Annotated in this window: 10 protein-coding genes; 1 reads left to right on the top strand and 9 read right to left on the bottom strand. The window is 34.7% G+C overall.

Features of this window, described 5'->3' with window-relative positions:
- Positions 1 to 33: 33 nt before the first annotated feature.
- Complete coding sequence (gene hsdR, locus ACHRVZ_RS17720; RefSeq protein ID WP_395424221.1) at positions 34 to 3,252, bottom strand: type I restriction-modification system endonuclease; 3,219 nt, start codon at positions 3,250 to 3,252, stop codon at positions 34 to 36.
- Between the two features lie 659 nt (positions 3,253 to 3,911).
- On the opposite strand from hsdR, the gene ACHRVZ_RS17715 reads away from it, so the two are divergent.
- A complete protein-coding gene (locus tag ACHRVZ_RS17715) occupies positions 3,912 to 5,366 on the top strand; it encodes a glycosyltransferase (RefSeq protein ID WP_395424220.1) in 1,455 nt (484 codons plus the stop codon).
- Between the two features lie 443 nt (positions 5,367 to 5,809).
- Here the strand turns inward: ACHRVZ_RS17715 and ACHRVZ_RS17710 are convergent, their stop codons facing one another.
- The 8 genes from ACHRVZ_RS17710 to ACHRVZ_RS17675 all read right to left on the bottom strand — a co-directional run bounded on the left by ACHRVZ_RS17710 (position 5,810) and on the right by ACHRVZ_RS17675 (position 18,752).
- Complete coding sequence (locus ACHRVZ_RS17710) at positions 5,810 to 6,838, bottom strand: hypothetical protein (protein ID WP_395424219.1); 1,029 nt, start codon at positions 6,836 to 6,838, stop codon at positions 5,810 to 5,812.
- A complete protein-coding gene (locus ACHRVZ_RS17705; protein ID WP_395424218.1) occupies positions 6,829 to 8,067 on the bottom strand; it encodes a hypothetical protein in 1,239 nt (412 codons plus the stop codon). The genes ACHRVZ_RS17710 and ACHRVZ_RS17705 overlap by 10 nt, the downstream gene beginning before the upstream one ends.
- 241 nt (positions 8,068 to 8,308) lie before the next feature.
- Positions 8,309 to 9,226: a DMT family transporter gene (locus ACHRVZ_RS17700; RefSeq protein ID WP_395424217.1), complete on the bottom strand. Its 918-nt coding sequence runs from the start codon at positions 9,224 to 9,226 to the stop codon at positions 8,309 to 8,311.
- Position 9,227: 1 nt separating this feature from the next.
- Positions 9,228 to 10,367, bottom strand: a complete 1,140-nt coding sequence (gene nagA / locus ACHRVZ_RS17695; protein WP_395424216.1) for an N-acetylglucosamine-6-phosphate deacetylase — start codon at positions 10,365 to 10,367, stop codon at positions 9,228 to 9,230.
- A gap of 9 nt (positions 10,368 to 10,376) precedes the next feature.
- Positions 10,377 to 13,580 (bottom strand): LamG-like jellyroll fold domain-containing protein, encoded by a 3,204-nt coding sequence (locus ACHRVZ_RS17690; RefSeq protein ID WP_395424215.1) that lies wholly within the window; start codon positions 13,578 to 13,580, stop codon positions 10,377 to 10,379.
- Positions 13,581 to 13,858: 278 nt separating this feature from the next.
- Positions 13,859 to 15,049 (bottom strand): AGE family epimerase/isomerase, encoded by a 1,191-nt coding sequence (locus tag ACHRVZ_RS17685; protein ID WP_395424214.1) that lies wholly within the window; start codon positions 15,047 to 15,049, stop codon positions 13,859 to 13,861.
- Positions 15,050 to 15,271: 222 nt separating this feature from the next.
- Positions 15,272 to 17,377 carry a GDSL-type esterase/lipase family protein gene (locus ACHRVZ_RS17680; RefSeq protein ID WP_395424213.1) on the bottom strand — a complete coding sequence of 702 codons (2,106 nt, stop codon included), beginning with the start codon at positions 17,375 to 17,377 and terminating at the stop codon, positions 15,272 to 15,274.
- Between the two features lie 133 nt (positions 17,378 to 17,510).
- Positions 17,511 to 18,752, bottom strand: coding sequence for an MFS transporter (locus tag ACHRVZ_RS17675; protein ID WP_395424212.1), 1,242 nt, complete (start codon positions 18,750 to 18,752; stop codon positions 17,511 to 17,513).
- Positions 18,753 to 18,972 lie beyond the last annotated feature (220 nt).

Raw genomic sequence — 18,972 nt, 5'->3', positions numbered from 1 at the left:
TGTTTTTTGTTTTCATTGAGACAGAGAATAATTTTATGCAGTATATAAATTTTCATTTAAAACAACTAAGATATTTTCTAAGTCATTTTCAAATATCTTATTTAAGCGGATAAATCCTCCTTCATCGCTAAAAGGTTTTGTGTCTAAATCTGCTTTTGTAAGTACTGTTTCTACTAATAATTGTTTTTCAAAACGATCGAGCCATTTTATTTGCGTAGCATTCCACGAACGACTGTTTTTTACTTTATTGACTGCATTTTTAATACGGTCTTCATGACTTACCAAATCCGTGTCTAATGCCAGAGTTCTAATAAAAGAAATAATATCGGCGGCTAGATCTTCATTTTTTACAGTTTTCCAAGCTGTGGTCAATGTAATTTCATTGTAACCTTTTTGATCTAATAAAAGTTTTAATTCTTTTAGTGATTTTCTATCAAGTTCAGATGGTTTTGTACAGATAGTTTTTAAAGCTACTATTTGATTTCGATTTTCCTCAATAAAATTTTTAAATCCTTGTATGTAATCTTCAGGCTTTTCAGCTTTTCCATAACCTCTCTCTATTCCAGTAACTTCATCTAAATGCTCTGAAACTAATTGCATTTTTGGTTGATATATTTTCTTATCGAGAAAATCCCAAAGACTGGCATAATTGGCTAAAACCTTTTTGATATTATTATCTTCAATTTCTAGTAAATTTTCAATAAATTCTTCAGGTGAATCGCCTTTTGCTAAATACATGAACTGCTCGAGTTGACCTTGATTGATTTGTTTCTTTTTGCGTTGCAACTTAGCTACAATTTGTTCCAATTGTTTTTTAGCACGTTCAGGCGTATCAATATATTCTAATTCTTCTATTAGTTTTTGGAAGGAAATAGAAGGATTTGAAACTGTTTTCATCTGAGTATAATCTTCTAAAGCTTCGTATACTCTAACGGCATCATAAATTTTAAAGAATTGTTTGTCAATTTCAGGACATAATCTTGTTGCTCTGCCTAACATTTGTTCAAAAAGAATACGGGAACGTACTCTACGAATAAAGACTAAATTTACTATTTGAGGCACATCAATTCCAGTAGTTAATAGATCTACAGTAACGACAATGTTTGGAAACTTTTCATTTTTAAAACGTTTAGTTAAGTTTTCTACTTCGTATACTTTGCCAGTAAGCTTTTGTATTGAATCTTGTGGAACTTCAACTCCTATAGTCTCAAATTCTTCAAAAAGTAATTGCACAATTAAATCGGCATGGCTATCTCGCACAGCAAAAATTAATGTTTTTTCATCGCCCTCAGGATCTAATCTTTGAACTAAATCTTTAATTACGGCACGATTAAAAGATTCAGTAATTACTAATTTATTGAATTGCTCAATTTCTATGTGTAATTCATCCTCTAACTCTGCTAATTCTTCTATTTGATTAGTTTCAGAATTTAATATTTTAGGTTTTTCTCCTTTTTCCCATAATATTCCTTCTTCACTTAATTTTGTTTTAATAATATAGGGAGGTTCGTGATCTGTTAGAAATCCATCAATAACCGCTTCACGATAAGAGTAGTTATGAACTGGTTTTCCAAAAATTTCAGTTGTATGTAGGGCAGGCGTTGCTGTTAAGCCAACAATGTAAGCGTTAAAATATTCGATTACTCTTTTATACTGTCCAACATAATCATTTTCATCTTTAAAGACCAAATCCTCTTCATTTATTTCCTTATCTAAATTATAACCGCGGTGAGCTTCATCAATAATAATACAATCATAAGTATCTATTGGTAAAATCTCATTTTCTGAATAGAATAATCGTTTTACCATACTTTGTACCGTGGCAAAATGCAAACGTGTATCAGCTTCAGGAATAACATTTTTCATTTCCTCCATTTTATATATATTGGAGAAAGTATTAATATCTTCGACTTTATTGTCTTTAAAGTTGCCTGAAGCCTGAAGAGCTAATAATCTACGATCAGTTAAAAATAAAATTCGCTTAAAACGATCTGATTTAATCATTCTGTAAACAAAGCCTATAGTTGTTCTCGTTTTGCCAGTTCCAGTTGCCATTACTAACAACGAGCGCTTATCGTCAGGATTATTAATAATCTTATCTTCAACGGCTTTTATTGCATCAATTTGATAATAGCGTAATCCTAATCCGTTAGGATTTTGTAAATAATCATAATCACTTTCTTCTAATCGAGTGTTTGCTTTTTTGACATCCCTTGAAAATTGTTCAACAATTCCTTCTGGTGAAAACCATCCTCTTAAAGGATAGGCCCTATTACGTTCCTTTCTTACATCTAAAAACCAAATTCCACTTCTAGTTTTTAGTTGCTCAATATAAGTTCTTCCATTTGTAGAAAATAAAAACGGAACTTTAAAAGAATTCCATTCTCCTAATGTTTTGAAATTTGAAGATATATCTAAACATTCAGCATATATTTTTGATTGATGCAAATCAGTTGAAATATCAGTTGAATATTTTTTAGCTTCGACAATTCCATATAATTCTGTTCCAACAAAAAGAGCATAATCAGCCCATTTACCATTACACGGCCATTCTGCAATAGCTTTATTTTTACCCTTTTCAGGAAGTGTTTTATTATTTTTATAATTAATGGTAATAGAATCGCATTCCCAGCCAGCACTACTTAGCTGTTTATCAATTAATAATAATCTGGTATCTGCTTCATCGAGATTTATATTATTGGCGTTTTTATTTGATTTTTCTTTTCGCTTAGATATAATATTTGTAGAAGCATTTAATGATTCAATTTTAGATTGATAATCGATAACTTCTTTTGAAAGCTTACTTAATTCATTATTAAGTGTTTCAATTGTTTTTTCATGATCATTTTCAGGAAGTAGATAATCTTCCTTTGTTAAAATGGTATTTTCATATGTTTCATAAAACCATCTTGCTAATTGATAGCATTTTTTTAAAACAAATAAAGCTTCCTGATTTGAACTATTCCCATCATGAGTAGCTCTATTACCAGACTTTCGAATAGAATGAAAAAGATCTTTTACGACTTCTGGTATACAATTATTATAAAATAATTTGTTTATTCGTTCTACTTGATTACCATCAAAGAAACGTAAATCTTCAAATTGCCAAATTAGAATTGCCATTTTTTCTGAAAACAAACGCGATTTAGCTAAAGACGAATTTGGATCAACATAATATAACTTTTCTGATAATTCACTAATAGTGAATAGTTCAGGATAGTTACTTTGTAAAAATGAAAATTTTGATGTCATCTATGTTTATATACTTTTTGGATTCAGATAGGTATTGATTTTATTATTTAAAAGATAAAAAGCTAGGAATATACAAACATACTGAAAAGCTTTAAAACTAAGGTACGGAAAATCGTATTACTAAAATATTTATAACAATAGTAACAATAAATAAAAAAGAAGCAATGCGTACTTATACGGGTTTGTTGAAATGAAGAAAGTTAAAATTTTCTTGTACAACTAATTGCCCTAGCCCAGACAGAAACGGCATCCTTTTTCTTGCTCCTTTAGCAAGGAAAAGATATAGTGAATGGCTGGAAATAGCTCAAAAAAAGAAATTCCAAATTCAAAAAAACCTTCGACTTCGCTCAGGATGACAATAATAAACTCCAGAAGAACGTTATCACTAAACTTCGTCACACTCGCAAACCATAAAATCTCAACACAAAACGCTTCAAAAACCCAGTAAAAACTGTATACTGTATCCTAAAAACGTATAATAATTACACACATCAAAAAAACTAAAAATACCTAAACTGCTTAAAACCAGTAAAAACTGATAATGGCACAAGCCTTGCAAAATGGGATAATGTAAAATCCTTTTCGATAATTGAAAATAAAGCATCGGAGGGGAAACAATAAATAAAAGCCCAATAGCAAGCAATAAAAAGTAGTGCCATATGAAAAGTGAAACCCTAACATCAGAACAGTTTTATACTTCAAATCCAGATCTTAATACCAAACAAACCTTAAAAAGTTCTATTTTTCGTATTAGTAATGACAATGTCGCATCAAAAAAAGTAAGCGAACGTACCAAAAGTAAGTTTGGGTTATTCGTTTTGGTGAGTACCTTTATTTTACTATTTGTTGGATCATATTCAGTTTACCATTTACAACCTGATTTCGATCAGTTTCAAATTGACCGAATGAACTCTTCATGGGGTTTGCCGTTCCTGATTGTTGCCGGAATATTATTTTTCTTTCAAACAGGAGTTTTTCTGTATAATTTATACTTGTTTTATAACTATAAACCAATCGAATCAGTTTCGGATGAAATGTTGCCAACGGTTACCGTAATCGTTCCTGCGTACAACGAAGGAAAACTGGTTTGGGATACTTTGATGAGTTTGGCCGAAAGTGATTTCCCTGCGCATAAGTTAGAAATATTAGCGGTTGATGACGGAAGTAAAGATGATACCTGGTACTGGATGCAACAAGCCAAAATAAAATTAGGAGATCGTTTAACGATTTTCCAGCAACCTGAAAACGCAGGAAAACGTCACGCATTGCACCGCGGGTTTGAATTGGGAATGGGAGAGATTTTTGTAACTGTTGATAGCGATTCAATCGTGAAAAAAGATACTTTACGTAATTTAGTAAGTCCGTTTGTGGTTGACGAGAAATGTGGTGCAGTTGCCGGAAATGTTCATGTTTTGAACAGCAAAAAAGCAATCTTACCAAAAATGCTTAATGTAAGTTTCGTAATGAGTTTTGAATTCATGCGCTCTGCCGAAAGCAAATTGGGTTCTGTACTTTGTACTCCGGGAGCGGCTGCGGCTTACAGAAAAACTTCGGTTTTTGCTTGTCTTGACGAATGGATCAACCAAACTTTTATGGGGCAGCCGTCAGACATTGGTGAAGACCGAGCAATGACAAATATGATTTTAAAACAAGGTCAACATGTATTGTTTCAAAGAAATGCTTATGTATTGACAAATGTTCCTGAAGAATACACCGGATTATACAAAATGTTCATTAGATGGAGCAGAAGTAATGTGCGTGAGAATATTGCAATGGCTAAATATGTTTTCACCGATTTTAGAAAAGAATCGAAATTTGGTTCTCGACTTTTATGGTTAAACCAAGCCACAAAAATTGTTATGGCATATCCGTTTATGATTTTTATGTTTGTTTTTATCGCAATGCATCCGTTATTGTTTTTAAGTTCAACACTTTTAGGAATCTTAATCGTATCGAGTTTTCCGGTTTTGTTTTATGCTAAAAGATATAATTTAGAAGATTCACTTTGGGCGTACTCGTACAGTGTATTTTACACTTTCAGTTTATTCTGGATTACGCCTTATGCTATTGTTACAGCCAACAAAAGAGGTTGGTTGACACGTGGCTTAGTTTAAAAATAGGTATATTGTTTTTTTTTGAAAAACTTCTGTTCGTTTTGAATAGGAGTTTTTTTTTGAAATACTAGATCTAAAATGTTTTAACAAATATTCCCGAAGCTTCGGGATAGAGTTTGTAAACTTCAGGAAGAGGCATTTCATTTAGTTAAAAATCATCTAGTAGTTCTATGTGTGAGAAACATGTTTCTTTTAGTGTCCTTTTTTATATAAAATCTATGTTTCTATGTGTTAAGTTTTTTGCTAGTGTATTGTAACTTATATAAAATTAAACCGCATATTAAAACCTGTTGGATTTGTTCTAGAAGGTATTTAAGCACTTCTCCCGAAACCTCGGAACCGCAGTTTGACAATCGTATTTACTCAGTCTGAGCGCATATAAAAAAGCCTCTAAAGTTGAACTTTAGAGGCTTTTGGATAATTATTTTTAAGTCAAAAAAAAACTAATTCTGTTCTGCGATCGTAGATTTATTCAATTTTAAAACTCGAATTTTTTTATTGGTATTATCAGATAAAAACAAACGATCACCTAATTGTGCTACGCCCACAATACTTCCAAATGCATTTTGTCCTAAAACATCAGAAACATTAACGCTTGCAGTATAGTTTCGGTTCATGAAGTCTGATTTAGGATAAAGTCGTAAGTAATTAACGCTTCCAACATTTTCTGAAGTAACTGCCCAATCTTTAGTAAAACTTATTGCAATTGGTTTAGCTTCAAAAGTTGACACAACCGGTTTTAACGGCTCAGTAAGAGAAGCGGCAGCATTCGCTTTAATTCCGGCAATGTTGTAATACAAATAACTTTTAGCATCTCTTCCTGCAACAACTAAATTTCCTGCTTCGACATCCATCGAATAGATTTGGTCAAAACCGTTTAAAGTATTCAGTTTAGCAAATGGTTTTAAATTCCAAGCACTCGTCTCTGTAATTTGAGAAGTTTCAAAAACCTTAATTGAGGTTTCTTTTTCTTTCACAAATACTAATCCGTCTCTTACCACAACGCCAAAAACGTGAACAAAAGTTTGCCACCATTGACCGTTTCCAATAATACTGATTCCGGCATTTGTAGCTTCGTCAATTACAAAAAGTCTGGACTCACGGCTTCCAATGTAAATTCGGCCATTATCAACTGCAACCGAAGTAATTTCGCTCAAAGCAGTTGTAGTTGTTCCTTTTTTAAATTCGGTAATTGTTTTAATATGAGCAAGTGTTACAGCATTGAAAACTTCAAGTACATTACCATTTGCTACATATAATTTTTCGTTAGCAATTGTAATTCCTTTTGGATCAAGAGTTCCAGTTCCGTTTCCAATTTGAGCAGCCGTTATCGATGCTTCATCCGTTGGATAAAAGTAATTATATGTTGTTGGATTTCCATCTGCCGAGTCTTTGCTGCAATTAGTAAACAAACAAAGCAGTAAAAGTAAAAACGGTATTTTGTTCATGATAGTTTTGTAGGTTAGTTCCATTTTCCTTCTCCTTTATATTTTAGTAAAAATGGATTTTTAGGATTGATTTTAAATACAGGTTTTTTGTAATTACCTTTTAAATACGCTGTTTTAGAGTATCCTTTTAAAATATCCGGATCTATAAAAGGCAAATCATTTAAAGAAATCAGGTATTTATAAAAATCGGTTAACATTTCCTGCTGACCACCGCCTTGACCACTATTGGCTAAATTACTACTATGGCTATAACCACTATGATGTGAATATTCGTGTGACCAAACCGACATTTCGCCGTTCCAGTGCCCTGTTACATAACCAGATTCCCATTGCGAAGCCAAAGCTCCGCCTCCCCAGGCCGAACCACCGCCTACCATTGCCATATTCAAAGTTCGGCTATCAATGTAAGTATTGTAAGCTTGCTCAATTTGGGCTTTGGTTAAATAATCGTAAACGCCATCAACATCTTCAGCATTTCCGTGCCAGTTTAGTGCACCATTTATTGCAGTTCCTGCCGTTGCTGCCTGCTCTTTTTTATAACGGTCAAAATTCATGAAAGTGTCATAGTACAAAGGATGACTTATGGCATACGAGAAATTGATAATCATTGTAATGGCTTCTTTGGCCAAAACAGGATTCATCGGTAAAAATTTATTAGGATCATCAGCAGGATTATTAAGGTGGTACTGCGTGCTGAATTGTACTAGTCGATTTGATTTAATTTTTTTGAATTTGGCAAATAAAGGATCACTGGATTCTACAGAAAATTGAATGGCACCAGAAGAAAATCCATCAATTTTATCAATAGTAACCGCTTTGCCATTTTCTAATTTATAATCATGTTTTCCGTTTACTAAAGGAATCTGATGAAATGAACGGTGAAAGGCAGGGATTTTTGTGAACTCATAAATTAAAAATCGCTTGTCGTAGTTGGCTAATTTTGCATAGATTTTTACATCTGTAAGTCCAACCGGAGAATAAAGAGAAACCTGAACGGAATCTTTTCCTTTTTGAATGATTTGAAGCGGCTGATTTACGCGAAACCAACGGTCTTTATTATCATACATTTTTGAAGTGTTTTCATCATCTTCAAACATAGTCATTGGGCGATTACCAATTGGTAAATTTGTTGCATCAATACCAGGTAAATAATTGGCTTTGTAGTTTTCTCCTTTTGAGTCATCATCGCTGCATCCTATAAGTACGCTGGCGAAAATAACAAAAGGCAAAAACCAAGAAATGGGTTTTCTCATTGGGATTTGTAGGTTAAATTGGGGGTTAAATTTAAAACCGCAAAACTACCAATATCCATACATAAAACAAGGATATTGACAGAAAATTGCTATTTTAATTTGTGGTATGATTTGGTTTTTATGTTGTTTAATTACTTGTTAATTTTCAAATTTTTATTAAAGCGAAGGTAAAAATCAATAGGAATAAGAACTTTTAAATTTGATCATAATTATTTTGGTTTTGTACAGGATATATTCCGGTTCATTCTTTTGTTTTCTTGTCTGAAGAAAGGCTCGTGTACAATCCGATTATTACGAAGAAAACTCCGGAAAAGGTATATAAGGTAAGTGGTTCTTTGACCATAAAATGAGCTATTAAAAACCCGAATATTGGACAAAGGAAAAGCCAATAGGAAGCTTTTATCGGGTTGATTTTTAATAAGTACAACCAAAACTGAACAGCTCCAATAGAAACGGCAATGGCCAGCCATGAAGTAGAAAACCAAAAATCACTGTCAAAAATATTTTTGTCAGCCTGATAGGTTATAAATAAAACTGGTAGCAGAAATACTGCTCCAATAATGGTTTGCCACCCATTTATGGTCAGAATGTGTAATCCGTTCCAGTTTTGTTTTGAATAATATATTGTTCCTAATGAGTAAGCAATCATGCTTGTAACTAAAATAAGTATGCCGCCGGGGGTAGCAAAACTGCTTTGTAATAATGGGTATGCCGCTAGAAATACGCCAATAAAACAAAGAACTAAACTCAGAATGTTTTTAAATTTGATTTTATGCGATAACCAAATAGCCGAGATCAAAACAATAAAAACAGGATTAGTCGCAACAGCCAAACTCCCCAAACCAGCGGATACTTTTTGCATGGCAACAACATACAATCCCAAATAAAAAGTGATATTGAACAAACCATAAATACTGATTTGAATCCACTCTTTTTTTTGCGGAAAGCGTTTTGTCATTACGATATGTGAAATGAAAAGCATAATGCTCCCGGCTATTATAAATCTAAAGATTGAAATCACAAAAGGCTGCGCAGCATGTAATCCGATTTTGGTTGCAGTAGATGCAGAAGCCCATAAAAAGGAAAATAAAAGTCCGGCAAAAATGATTTTAAATTCTTTGATTTTAGTGGTAATCGGGAGCATTTTTTCTTTGATCATTTTATGAAATAGTTGATGAGGTTTTAGAAAAATTCAAAGTTTCTATTTCAGATAAATCATCATTAAATTGTACAAAACTTGCCGGAAATCCAGCTTTTATTTTTCCGAATTGATTTTCTAGACCAATTGCACTTGCAACGCGCGAAGTTGCCATTTTAATCGCTTCGTCTGCCGAAACATCTAAATGGTTATACGCATTTTGTACGGCTTCCAGCATAGAGATTGTCGCTCCGGCCAAATTGCCATCATCATTTCTGTAAAAGCCATTGTCTAAATGTGCATCGAAATTATCCCATTTAAAGTATGCTACTTTTCGACCTAAAAAGGTGGCGTCACTAATTAAAAAGAATTTGTCCTGTTTTAATTTGTACGCCAATTTTGCTGCTGCATAATCGCAATGTGCGCCATCTAAAATAACAGGAGCAAAGACATTTTCGTCTTCAAGAGTGGCGCCAACCAAACCGGGCTCGCGATGACCAAATTGTGTCATTGCATTGAATAAATGTGTTACGAGTTTGATTCCTTTTGAAAAGTAAACCTGAGCTTCTTTATGTGTAACTGTCGAATGTCCAATTGAGATTACAATGTCACTTTCTAACAGCATATTCAGTTGCTCGTCTGTAAAACATTCCGGTGCAATCGTGATGACTTTGATAACACCTTTTCCAAGTCTGATAATTTCTTCAAGCTCTGCATTCGTTGGTTTTCGGACCTGATCAATACTATGCGCACCACGTTTTAACGGATTTAAAAACGGACCTTCCAAATGCATTCCGATCACGCCATTATCATACTTATTTCTATAATTGCGAACAGCTTCAATTCCTTGGAGAATGGTTTCGTGAGAAGACGATATTAAACACGGAAGTACGTGAGTGGTTCCGTATTTGAGACTTGCATCATAAATATCCTGAATCGTTTCTTCGGTAGGAGTCTGACTAAAATAAAGTTTTTCCCCTCCGTTAATCTGGATATCGATAAAGCCTGCTGCAATATGTTTTCCTTTTAAATCAATCGTTTCAATATCATCTGGAATCTCCTTTTGAACCGATACGATTTTTCCGTTTTCGATGATAATAACTCCGTTGGTAATAATTTCATCACCTGTATGCACGGTCGTATTGATAATCGCTTGTTTCATTTTTTAATTTTATTTCTTTATTATTTTACTGCTAATAGTTGTATTTGTATCATTTGCATTTACAATATAAATACCTTTAGGCTGATTTCCCAATGAAAAGAAAGTTTCTTTTTCATTTGAATTTAAGGTTTCAGTACAGATCATTTTACCGGACAAATCAAATATTGTTATGATCACTTTTCCTTTGGCGTTGTTAATGCTAAGTTTTATTAAATCTTCAGTAGGATTTGGGTTTATACCAATACCAAATGTTTGATCTTCAGTAGCGTCACTTTGTAGCGATTTTTTGCTTAGTGTATTACTATCTGCTGGCACAAACGTATCAGCACCATTTGTCAACCAGTTTAAGCTAAAGCGTACAAAGTACATTTGATAAGTTGAACTTTCTCCATTTTCATAATAAATACCAATAGTTCCATCTGATAAAATCGTTAAACTTGAATAAGCTGATGCTCCCGGAAAAATAGTTTTTGGTGATCCCCAAGTTGTTCCTTCATCAGTACTCATTTGAACGCTTACATTTTTTCTACTGCCTGAAAACGGAATAGAATGTAATAAGCGATTTTTATCATAACCGTCAAGGGTAGAAGTATAGCGAATAAAATCACCATCACAATTTGGGTCAGTTATACTTGCTTGATTGTAAGCGGTTCCCCAAGTTGCACCTTTGTCTGTAGAAACATTGAATCGGCGTGTTCCAGTATTACGAATACTCATCATGATGTTACCATTATTCAACTCAACAACTTTCGATTCGTCACCGTCTAATTCTGCTCTTCCTGTAGATGCTGTCCAGGTTATTCCGTGATCAGCGCTTGTAATCATATAATTATTGATGTGTTCAACTCCAGATACATTTTCGCGTACTGCAATAGCCGCCACAATTTTTCCGTCACGCAATTGATGCGCTCTTCCTGAAGCTACAAATAGCCCTTTCCAATTTGGATTTGGACCATAAATTTGACTTGTAATATCAACTGGCGTTCCCCAAGTGATACCGTTGTCTGTACTGTGAATAACTAAAATTTTTGCAGGTGCAGCATTTGTAGAAGCAAAGAAACCTTTCTCGGCAGAAACCAAACAAATTAATTCGCCAGTAGTTTTATCCAAAACCAAAGCCGCGTCTCCCGCTCCTGTTGAAGCTCCAAAATTAGCAATCGTTAAAGGTGCAGACCAAGTTTTACCATTGTCAGTACTACGACGAACTACAGGATCAATTTTAGCTGCCAAATCTCCGGCACCATTCCATCTTTTATCCGTTACAGTTACCAAAGATCCATCGGCAGCAGTAATAATTGCAGGAATACGATAGTTTGATGATCCTGCATCTCCCGGTGTAAACAAAAGGGTATTGGTTAATAAAATCACACGATTTCCCGTAACTGTATTGGTTGTCGTATTGTATGTAATGCTATTTGCTACAATAGATTCACAAGTAGCATCTAATAAATTTCCTTCCGTTGCAGATGCTGAAACATCATAAGTTATAAAAAAGTAATTATCTCCGTTTGATAATGCTTTTGAACCATTTGCAACAAGATTTCCACTCGCGGGAGTTACAGTTCCAAATAAAGTTGCTGTTGCAGGATTGAAAATTGCGGTAGCTCCGTTAGAATAAACTTTGATATTGGTAACATCAGAAACATTGGTAGTTCCAGTCATTGTAAATTTTAGAGCACTCATCGTTAACGGATTTAATGTTCCGCTTACAGAAGCTTTCACGGCAATAATGCGTTGGTTTAGATCTCCAATACCAGTTGGTAATTCAGTCTGTACTAATGAAACTGAGTTAATTTGCATTTCGTTGGTTTGCGCAATTACAGCTGCTCCGTTGTTTAATGTACCGGGATGATTGTGTCCGGAAATGTCAGGAACATTTGTACCGGTTATATTTTCAAAATCCCAAGCGGCAATTAAATTGGTTTCGGTTCCAGTTACAATGGCGGTTTTATCGGTCACTATTTCGGCAGCCGACATCGCTTTATTCCAAAAACGAATATCGTCTAATTGTGCATTCATATAAGATGCAAAATTGCTAAGCGTTCCAAACAATAAATCTCCTGTGTTCGAAACGGTGCTGGTTGCGCTAATGTTTGATGTCGTTTTAGTTTGTTGCAAAACACCATCAACATAAATTTTGCAGCTTGTCGAAGCAACATCAATTACCATTGCTAAATGGTGCCAAGTATTATCGGCTATATTTGATGTTCCATATGGAGGCCCGGCAGCACCGATACTTGTCGTTAAATTTACTCCAAATTGTCCTCCGCCAGACGAAGTGTTATTGATAAATTCATACCCAATTCCGGCACCATTTGGGCGTTTGCTCAAAATACGTTTTCCAGTATCAGACGTTTTGATTTTAAGAGTAACCGTTAGATTTTGACCGGCTGCAATATTAAAATCACTATGATTAGCCACTGACATATAATCATTGACACCATCTAAAGATAAAATGTTCGGAAAAGCATTTGATACTGTTGGTGATCCAACCAAAGTTCCGGGATGATTGTTTCCGGAAACATCAGGAACTGAAGTGCCACTTATGTTATCAAAATTCCAAGCAGCCAGAAGATTAGTTGCTGGAGCATTTACGACCGCGGTCATATCAGCTTGCAATTCAAGTGCAGTCATCGCTTTATTCCAAACGCGGACATTGTCAATTTGACCTGCCCATTTATAACTATTGGCGGCATCAGAAGTTGCTCCAACTACAAAATTGACAGCATTAGAAAAATCTGAACTAACCGAGGTAAATGTTTTACCTGTATTAGCCAGAACGCCATCAATATAACCGTACATAGTTCGATTACTTGAAGCATCTATAACCAAAGCAATATGATGCCAGGTTCCGTCAGCAATTGAATTTGCTGAATATCCTGCTGTACTAATGTTATTTGGAGTTCCCGTACCACTCATATTCATGGCAAATTTTCCGGCATTCGTACCATTTCCAGTCCAAAATTCATATCCGTTTCCGGAAGCTCCGGTTCTTTTTGCAAAAATTCTTGGAGTACCTGTATTGGTTGTCGTTTTAATCCAACAAGTAATAGTTTTGTTTTGGCCAGCGCCAAAGTCCAAATCAGTATGATCTGGAACAGTCATAAAAGTAGAAATTCCATCGAGGTTCAAAACCTTACCACTTTGTGCATTACTACTTGCACAGTAAAAACACATAAAACACGAACATAAAAAGAGTAATGATTTTTTCATAGTTTTTAATATTTGGTTAAAATTGGTTAATAAGCGTAAGATTTAATAATGAACTACTTGATGTAATTGCTAAACTATCATAATACTGATTCGAATATAATCTTTGTGATTTTATTTAACACATAGAGACATAGATTTTGCAAATCTATAATAGGCGTTTCACTTGCATTAACAAATTCCGAGGCTTCGGGACTATGTGTGAGAAACTAGTTTCTTTTTTTCTTTTGCCTATCTAAAAACTATGATTCTATGTGTTAGAAATTATATTCAAGAGATTATTAATTGTTTTTTTCAAGATATTCGTTTAGTATTTGTGTACAATACCATTCCTGACGAGGCAAATGAAAAGGTCCTTTAAAAAGATTTCCTTTAGCTGTTTGCGCTACACTTCCGTCACGATGTAAATAGCCAAACCATTCTCCATTTTCTTTATCATGGAATTTACTGTACGAGTAATCGTGAATCATTTTATGCCATTTTGCATATTTTTCATCTCCGGTCATAGTGTAAGCCAGTAATGTTGCAATGATGACTTCATTATGAGGCCACCAAAACTTCATGTCTTGCCAGTATTCCTGAACGGGTTGACCGTATACGTCGCAGAAATATAAAATTCCGCCGTGTTCTTTATCCCAACCACGTTCCCACATATAATCGAGCATTTTACAACCTAATGCAATTAAATGCGGATCATTATTTCTGTGTTTTGCTTCGTGCAATATAAACCATGCGCCCTCAATAGCATGACCCGGATTCAAGGTACGGCCGTCGATATGATCGATTATAGAACCATCTGGAGCCACTTGTTCCATAACACATTTTATATCGTCTTTTACAAAATCATTTTCGATTTCAGCAATGCATTTCGTGATATAGTCGTCGCAACGCGGGTCACCAATAGTATCTCGGAGTTGTTGCGCCGTATTGATCATAATCATTGGAGAACCAATTCCTTTTGACGGACGAACTGATGTATATTTAGGTTCCAACAATCCCGGAGTGGTCGAATATTTGATACATTCACCAAATAAATAGCGTGCCTGTTCTGCAATTTTTTCATCTCCGCTGGCTTTTGCGTAAGCGCTCATCGCAATAACGGCAAATGTTTCAGAAAAATAATAACGGCGTTTACGAATTGGACTTCCGTCGCGTGTTACGTGAAAAAACATTCTTCCATCCGTATCAAAACAATGCTGATTCATAAAATCGATTCCTGATTTTGCATCGTCTAACCATTGTTGTTTTGGTTCAACTGTATTATAAAGTGTAGCCAATAACCAAGAAACTCGTCCTTGAAACCAAACCGATTTATCGTCATCGATTAAATTTCCTTTTTGATCACGCATCAATAAATAACCTCCGTGAATGGGATCAACCGAATGAGGAAACCAAAATGGTACAGTATTATTTAGTAATTGGTTCTGATAAAAGTCTTTTAAGTGTATTAGATCAGTTTTTGAATAACTCATTTTATATATGTTTTAGACTTAGTGTTTTATATTTACTAAGTGTTGATTTCGTAAGTTTTTTAATTTTTTAAACACATAGAAACATAGTTTTTTGGAGCGTAAAAAGGCATTTCATTCCAAATAAAACTCATAGTGCTATGTGTGGAAAATGTATTTTCTTTAATTCTCTTTTTGCGTATTAAAATCTATGTTTCTATGTGTTTAATTTTTTTTACACAGATTTTATTTTTTACTTTCGGAGCTTACTTCGAATTGAAAAGTCGAACAGGGCAAATTGGCTTCGTTTGTTAAGTTTGCCCTTGTGTAAGGCTTCCACGCATATAAGACTGTTTTTATTTTTTCGTCTTTTGGAATATGAATCCTAACTTCATTTCCGATAATTGTGGCGCTACTTTCTATCCTAATTCCTTTCTCGGTTACTAACTCAAAACCGATAAGTTCTTTTTTATTTGCCGTGGATAATTGTTTTGCATTCGAAAAAGAAATTAGAATTGCATCTCCTTTTTGTGTTGCTTTTACTGCTTGTGGGCCATTTGCTGTTATGGCTTTGCCGTAAGTGTATTTTAATGCCAAAAGTGCGAGACGATCAGCAACTTGTTTTTTTCTGATAGGATGAACATTAGTAGAATCACCATAATCCATACTAACTGCCATACCGCTATTTGGGATTTCTTTTTGTATTCTATTTTGGGCATCTCTAAACAAAGGCCATGTTGGACGATCGATACCTGACAATTGAACGTAATAGAAAGGAAGGGAAGTTCCCCAGGCTTTACGCCAACTCTCAACTAAAATGGGCATTAAATGTTCGTACAATTCAATATTATGAGCGTTGCTTTCGCCTTGGTACCAAATAATTCCTTTTATGGGGAATTCGGTAAAATGCGATACGCCAGCTTCAAAATTGTAACAAGGCGCGTAAGGATGTCGTTGTTTTGGGTTTTTGGCATCTTTCAAATTAACATCGGCTCGAGATCTAACCCACGGCATGATGAAATCAGATTTTCGCCAGTTGGTTAATGCGTCAACAACTTTGTCATCGTGTTCGAAAGTATAGCGATCAATCCAGGATTCTATGGGAGAACCGCCAACGGCAACTTGTATTAAACCAACCGGAACATTTTCTTCCCGAGCGATATTTTGTCCAAAGTAATAGGCTATTGCCGAAAAGTCTTTGGCACTTATTGAATCACTAATGGCCCATTTCCCGGAAAAATATTGTAATTGATTTGTTTTTTGTAATGTGATAGAATCCCAGGCCTTGTCGTCAGTTTCTTCAATTGCTCTATAATTGAATAATCGAAGTGTGGTATTATTTAAGGCTTTCTTTACTTCGGCAATTCCGTTTTCTGATTTTTGTAACTCAAAAGCCATATTCGATTGTCCGGAACAAAACCAAACATCTCCAATTAGAATGTTTTTTAAAACGATATTTTTTCTATTTGATGAAATCGTAATTTGATGCGTTCCGCCAGATTTCATTGCAGGAAAAACAGCTTTCCATTTTCCGTATTCGTTTGCTGTTATAATTTTTTTCTGATTGTTAAATACGATTTCGATTTTCTCGCCACCATTTGCATTTCCATAAATTAAAATGGGCTGGTTGCGTTGAAGCACCATATTATCAGTGAAAATTGGCGCTAATTGTAATCCTCCAAAATCTTTGGTAATATTTCCGTAAACTGTTTGAGCCAGAATCGTTGCGCCTTCTTTTATCGGATGTAAAGCGTCCGGAAAAAGATCAGGACGATTGTATAATTTTTCGTGAAGGTCTATTAAGTTAACTTTATTGGCTTTTGCAATTGTGGCAATATGTTCCTGAATTTGCCAAAACCAATCTCGGGTTCCTGATTTAAAACGCGAATGCTCATTGAATATCGGAGTCATTCTGCAGATGTAGATTTTTACTGCCGGATTTTGTTTCTTTAAAGTATCAATTAACCAGGAATAATCGGCATCAAAATCTTCTCTGTAATTCGCCCAATTTCTAGGATCAGTATCGTTTAATCCCAAATGAATTATGGCAACATCTGGACGATATGCAATGGCTTCGGCACATTTTTCAGTTTTAAAATAAGGCGTACTTCCTTTCTTTAAAAGAGTGGCTCCGCTGTGTCCAAAATTTTTGACTTCATATTGACTGCCCATTAAAACTTGAAGCTGCGAAGGATAAGATTCAGTCGAGGGATTAGTTAAAAGATAACCCGCAGTTACTGAATCTCCAATACAAGCTATTTTTGTAAGGGTTTGTTGCGCTGTCATTTCAAGATGCAGCATCATTGAAAGTAAAAGTGTGACGATGAAAATATTCCGTTTTTTTGTTCTCATTTTTTTTAGAGCTAATATTAAAAATGTGGCATTTATTAGCTGGGCAGAACGCATGGCTCCGCCCTAGCTTATAAAAAACAAAAAGCCAACTAACAATTTTTAAAATTTAAAAGGGGGTGTGAACGACTAGTTTCTAGGCATCTGCAAAATCATTTACTTTTGGACGCAGAAAACTAACTTGAACGAATAACGCAATCAACACGACACCGGCCATTAAGGCAAAACCAAAACCTAGAGTTCCGGTGTCAGCTGATTTACCAAGTAACGACGTGACCAACGCGCCACAACCAACTCCAGTCATATTTAGTACACCATAAGCCGTTGCCCGGTGTTTAGACGAAACAAATTGACAGATGATGGGCATATTATTTGCATCAAACATTCCATATCCTATACCAAAACATAAAACCGCTCCAACTACGTGAAATAATGAATGCCCAAAACCAATCAGCATTAATGCGGGAATAGTTAAACTCAGTCCAATTGCACTGGTATAAACTCTTCCCTTTATGTTTTTTTGTACCCATTTATCAGATAAAATTCCTCCAAAGATTACTCCGATTAATGATGAGAATGAGATTGTAATTGTTGCGATAGGACCAGCCTGATCCATCGATATTCCTAAATTATCTGAGAATAGGGTAGGCAGCCAGTTTTTAGTAGCCCAGCCCGGTAAACTGATAATCGCGAAATAAAATAAGATTACCCAAAATGAAATGTTGGTAAACAATAATGCCAATCCTTTAAAGAGGGAATCTTTTTCGTGTGTTTTATTAAATTGAGGATCAAAAGTTTTGGTAAGTAATTTTTTCTCACTTAAAAAGAAAACCAAAACGATTGAATAAACAATTCCAATAATACCAAAATGATGAAAAGTAGTATGCCATGAAAATTTTGCTGCGATTGTAGCTCCAAATCCTCCCAAAGCTGATCCAACATAAAGGCCTGTCATATGAATACCAATAGCAAGCGATCTTGTTTTTTGCTGGTGATAATCGGCAATTAAGGATAAACCGGCAGGAATGTATAAAGCTTCACTCACGCCCATAACGGCTCTTAACCAATAAATCTGATTGTATGTTGTGGCATAACCCATCGCATATGTAACGGCTGACCACACAAACAAACTACCAATGATTAACCATTTTCGGTTTAACTTGTCGGCGATAATACCTGAAACAGGGCTCATTAAAGCATAGATCCAAAGAAATATTGCCATTAAACGTCCAAAATTCTCGCCTGATACCAATTCAGGAATGTCAGCTTCCATAGAAGGTCTCATGGTTGCCAGCATTTGCCTATCCATGTAGTTTAGCAACGCTACAATCCAGAGTAACGCGACTACTAACCAAGGATAATATTTAGAGTTTTTCATATTTTGATATGCTTTATATTTTATTTAATCGGTTGCATTTTATTTTAACACATAGAGACATAGTTTGTATTGTGTGAAAAGGTGCTTCACTTCAAATAAAACTTATAGAACTATGTGTGAAAACGTGTTTTTTTTAATGAACTTTTTTTCAATTTGAATCTATATTCCTATGTGTTTAATTTTTTTCTCGCAGATTAGGCAGATTGAACAGATTTTATTT

It is taken from the genome of Flavobacterium sp. FlaQc-57, from assembly GCF_044007395.1.
GTDB lineage: Bacteria > Bacteroidota > Bacteroidia > Flavobacteriales > Flavobacteriaceae > Flavobacterium.
Note: the sequence above shows the minus strand (reverse complement) of the source record. Positions and strands in the feature narration are given on the sequence as shown.

Excerpts from the sequence above, each read along its gene's own strand:
- hsdR (WP_395424221.1), bottom strand. The coding sequence starts at position 3,252 with ATGACATCAAAATTTTCATTTTTACAAAGTAACTATCCTGAACTATTC.
- ACHRVZ_RS17715 (WP_395424220.1), top strand. The coding sequence starts at position 3,912 with ATGAAAAGTGAAACCCTAACATCAGAACAGTTTTATACTTCAAATCCA.
- ACHRVZ_RS17710 (WP_395424219.1), bottom strand. The coding sequence starts at position 6,838 with ATGGAACTAACCTACAAAACTATCATGAACAAAATACCGTTTTTACTT.
- ACHRVZ_RS17705 (WP_395424218.1), bottom strand. The coding sequence starts at position 8,067 with ATGAGAAAACCCATTTCTTGGTTTTTGCCTTTTGTTATTTTCGCCAGC.
- ACHRVZ_RS17700 (WP_395424217.1), bottom strand. The coding sequence starts at position 9,226 with ATGATCAAAGAAAAAATGCTCCCGATTACCACTAAAATCAAAGAATTT.
- nagA (WP_395424216.1), bottom strand. The coding sequence starts at position 10,367 with ATGAAACAAGCGATTATCAATACGACCGTGCATACAGGTGATGAAATT.
- ACHRVZ_RS17690 (WP_395424215.1), bottom strand. The coding sequence starts at position 13,580 with ATGAAAAAATCATTACTCTTTTTATGTTCGTGTTTTATGTGTTTTTAC.
- ACHRVZ_RS17685 (WP_395424214.1), bottom strand. The coding sequence starts at position 15,049 with ATGAGTTATTCAAAAACTGATCTAATACACTTAAAAGACTTTTATCAG.
- ACHRVZ_RS17680 (WP_395424213.1), bottom strand. The coding sequence starts at position 17,377 with ATGAGAACAAAAAAACGGAATATTTTCATCGTCACACTTTTACTTTCA.
- ACHRVZ_RS17675 (WP_395424212.1), bottom strand. The coding sequence starts at position 18,752 with ATGAAAAACTCTAAATATTATCCTTGGTTAGTAGTCGCGTTACTCTGG.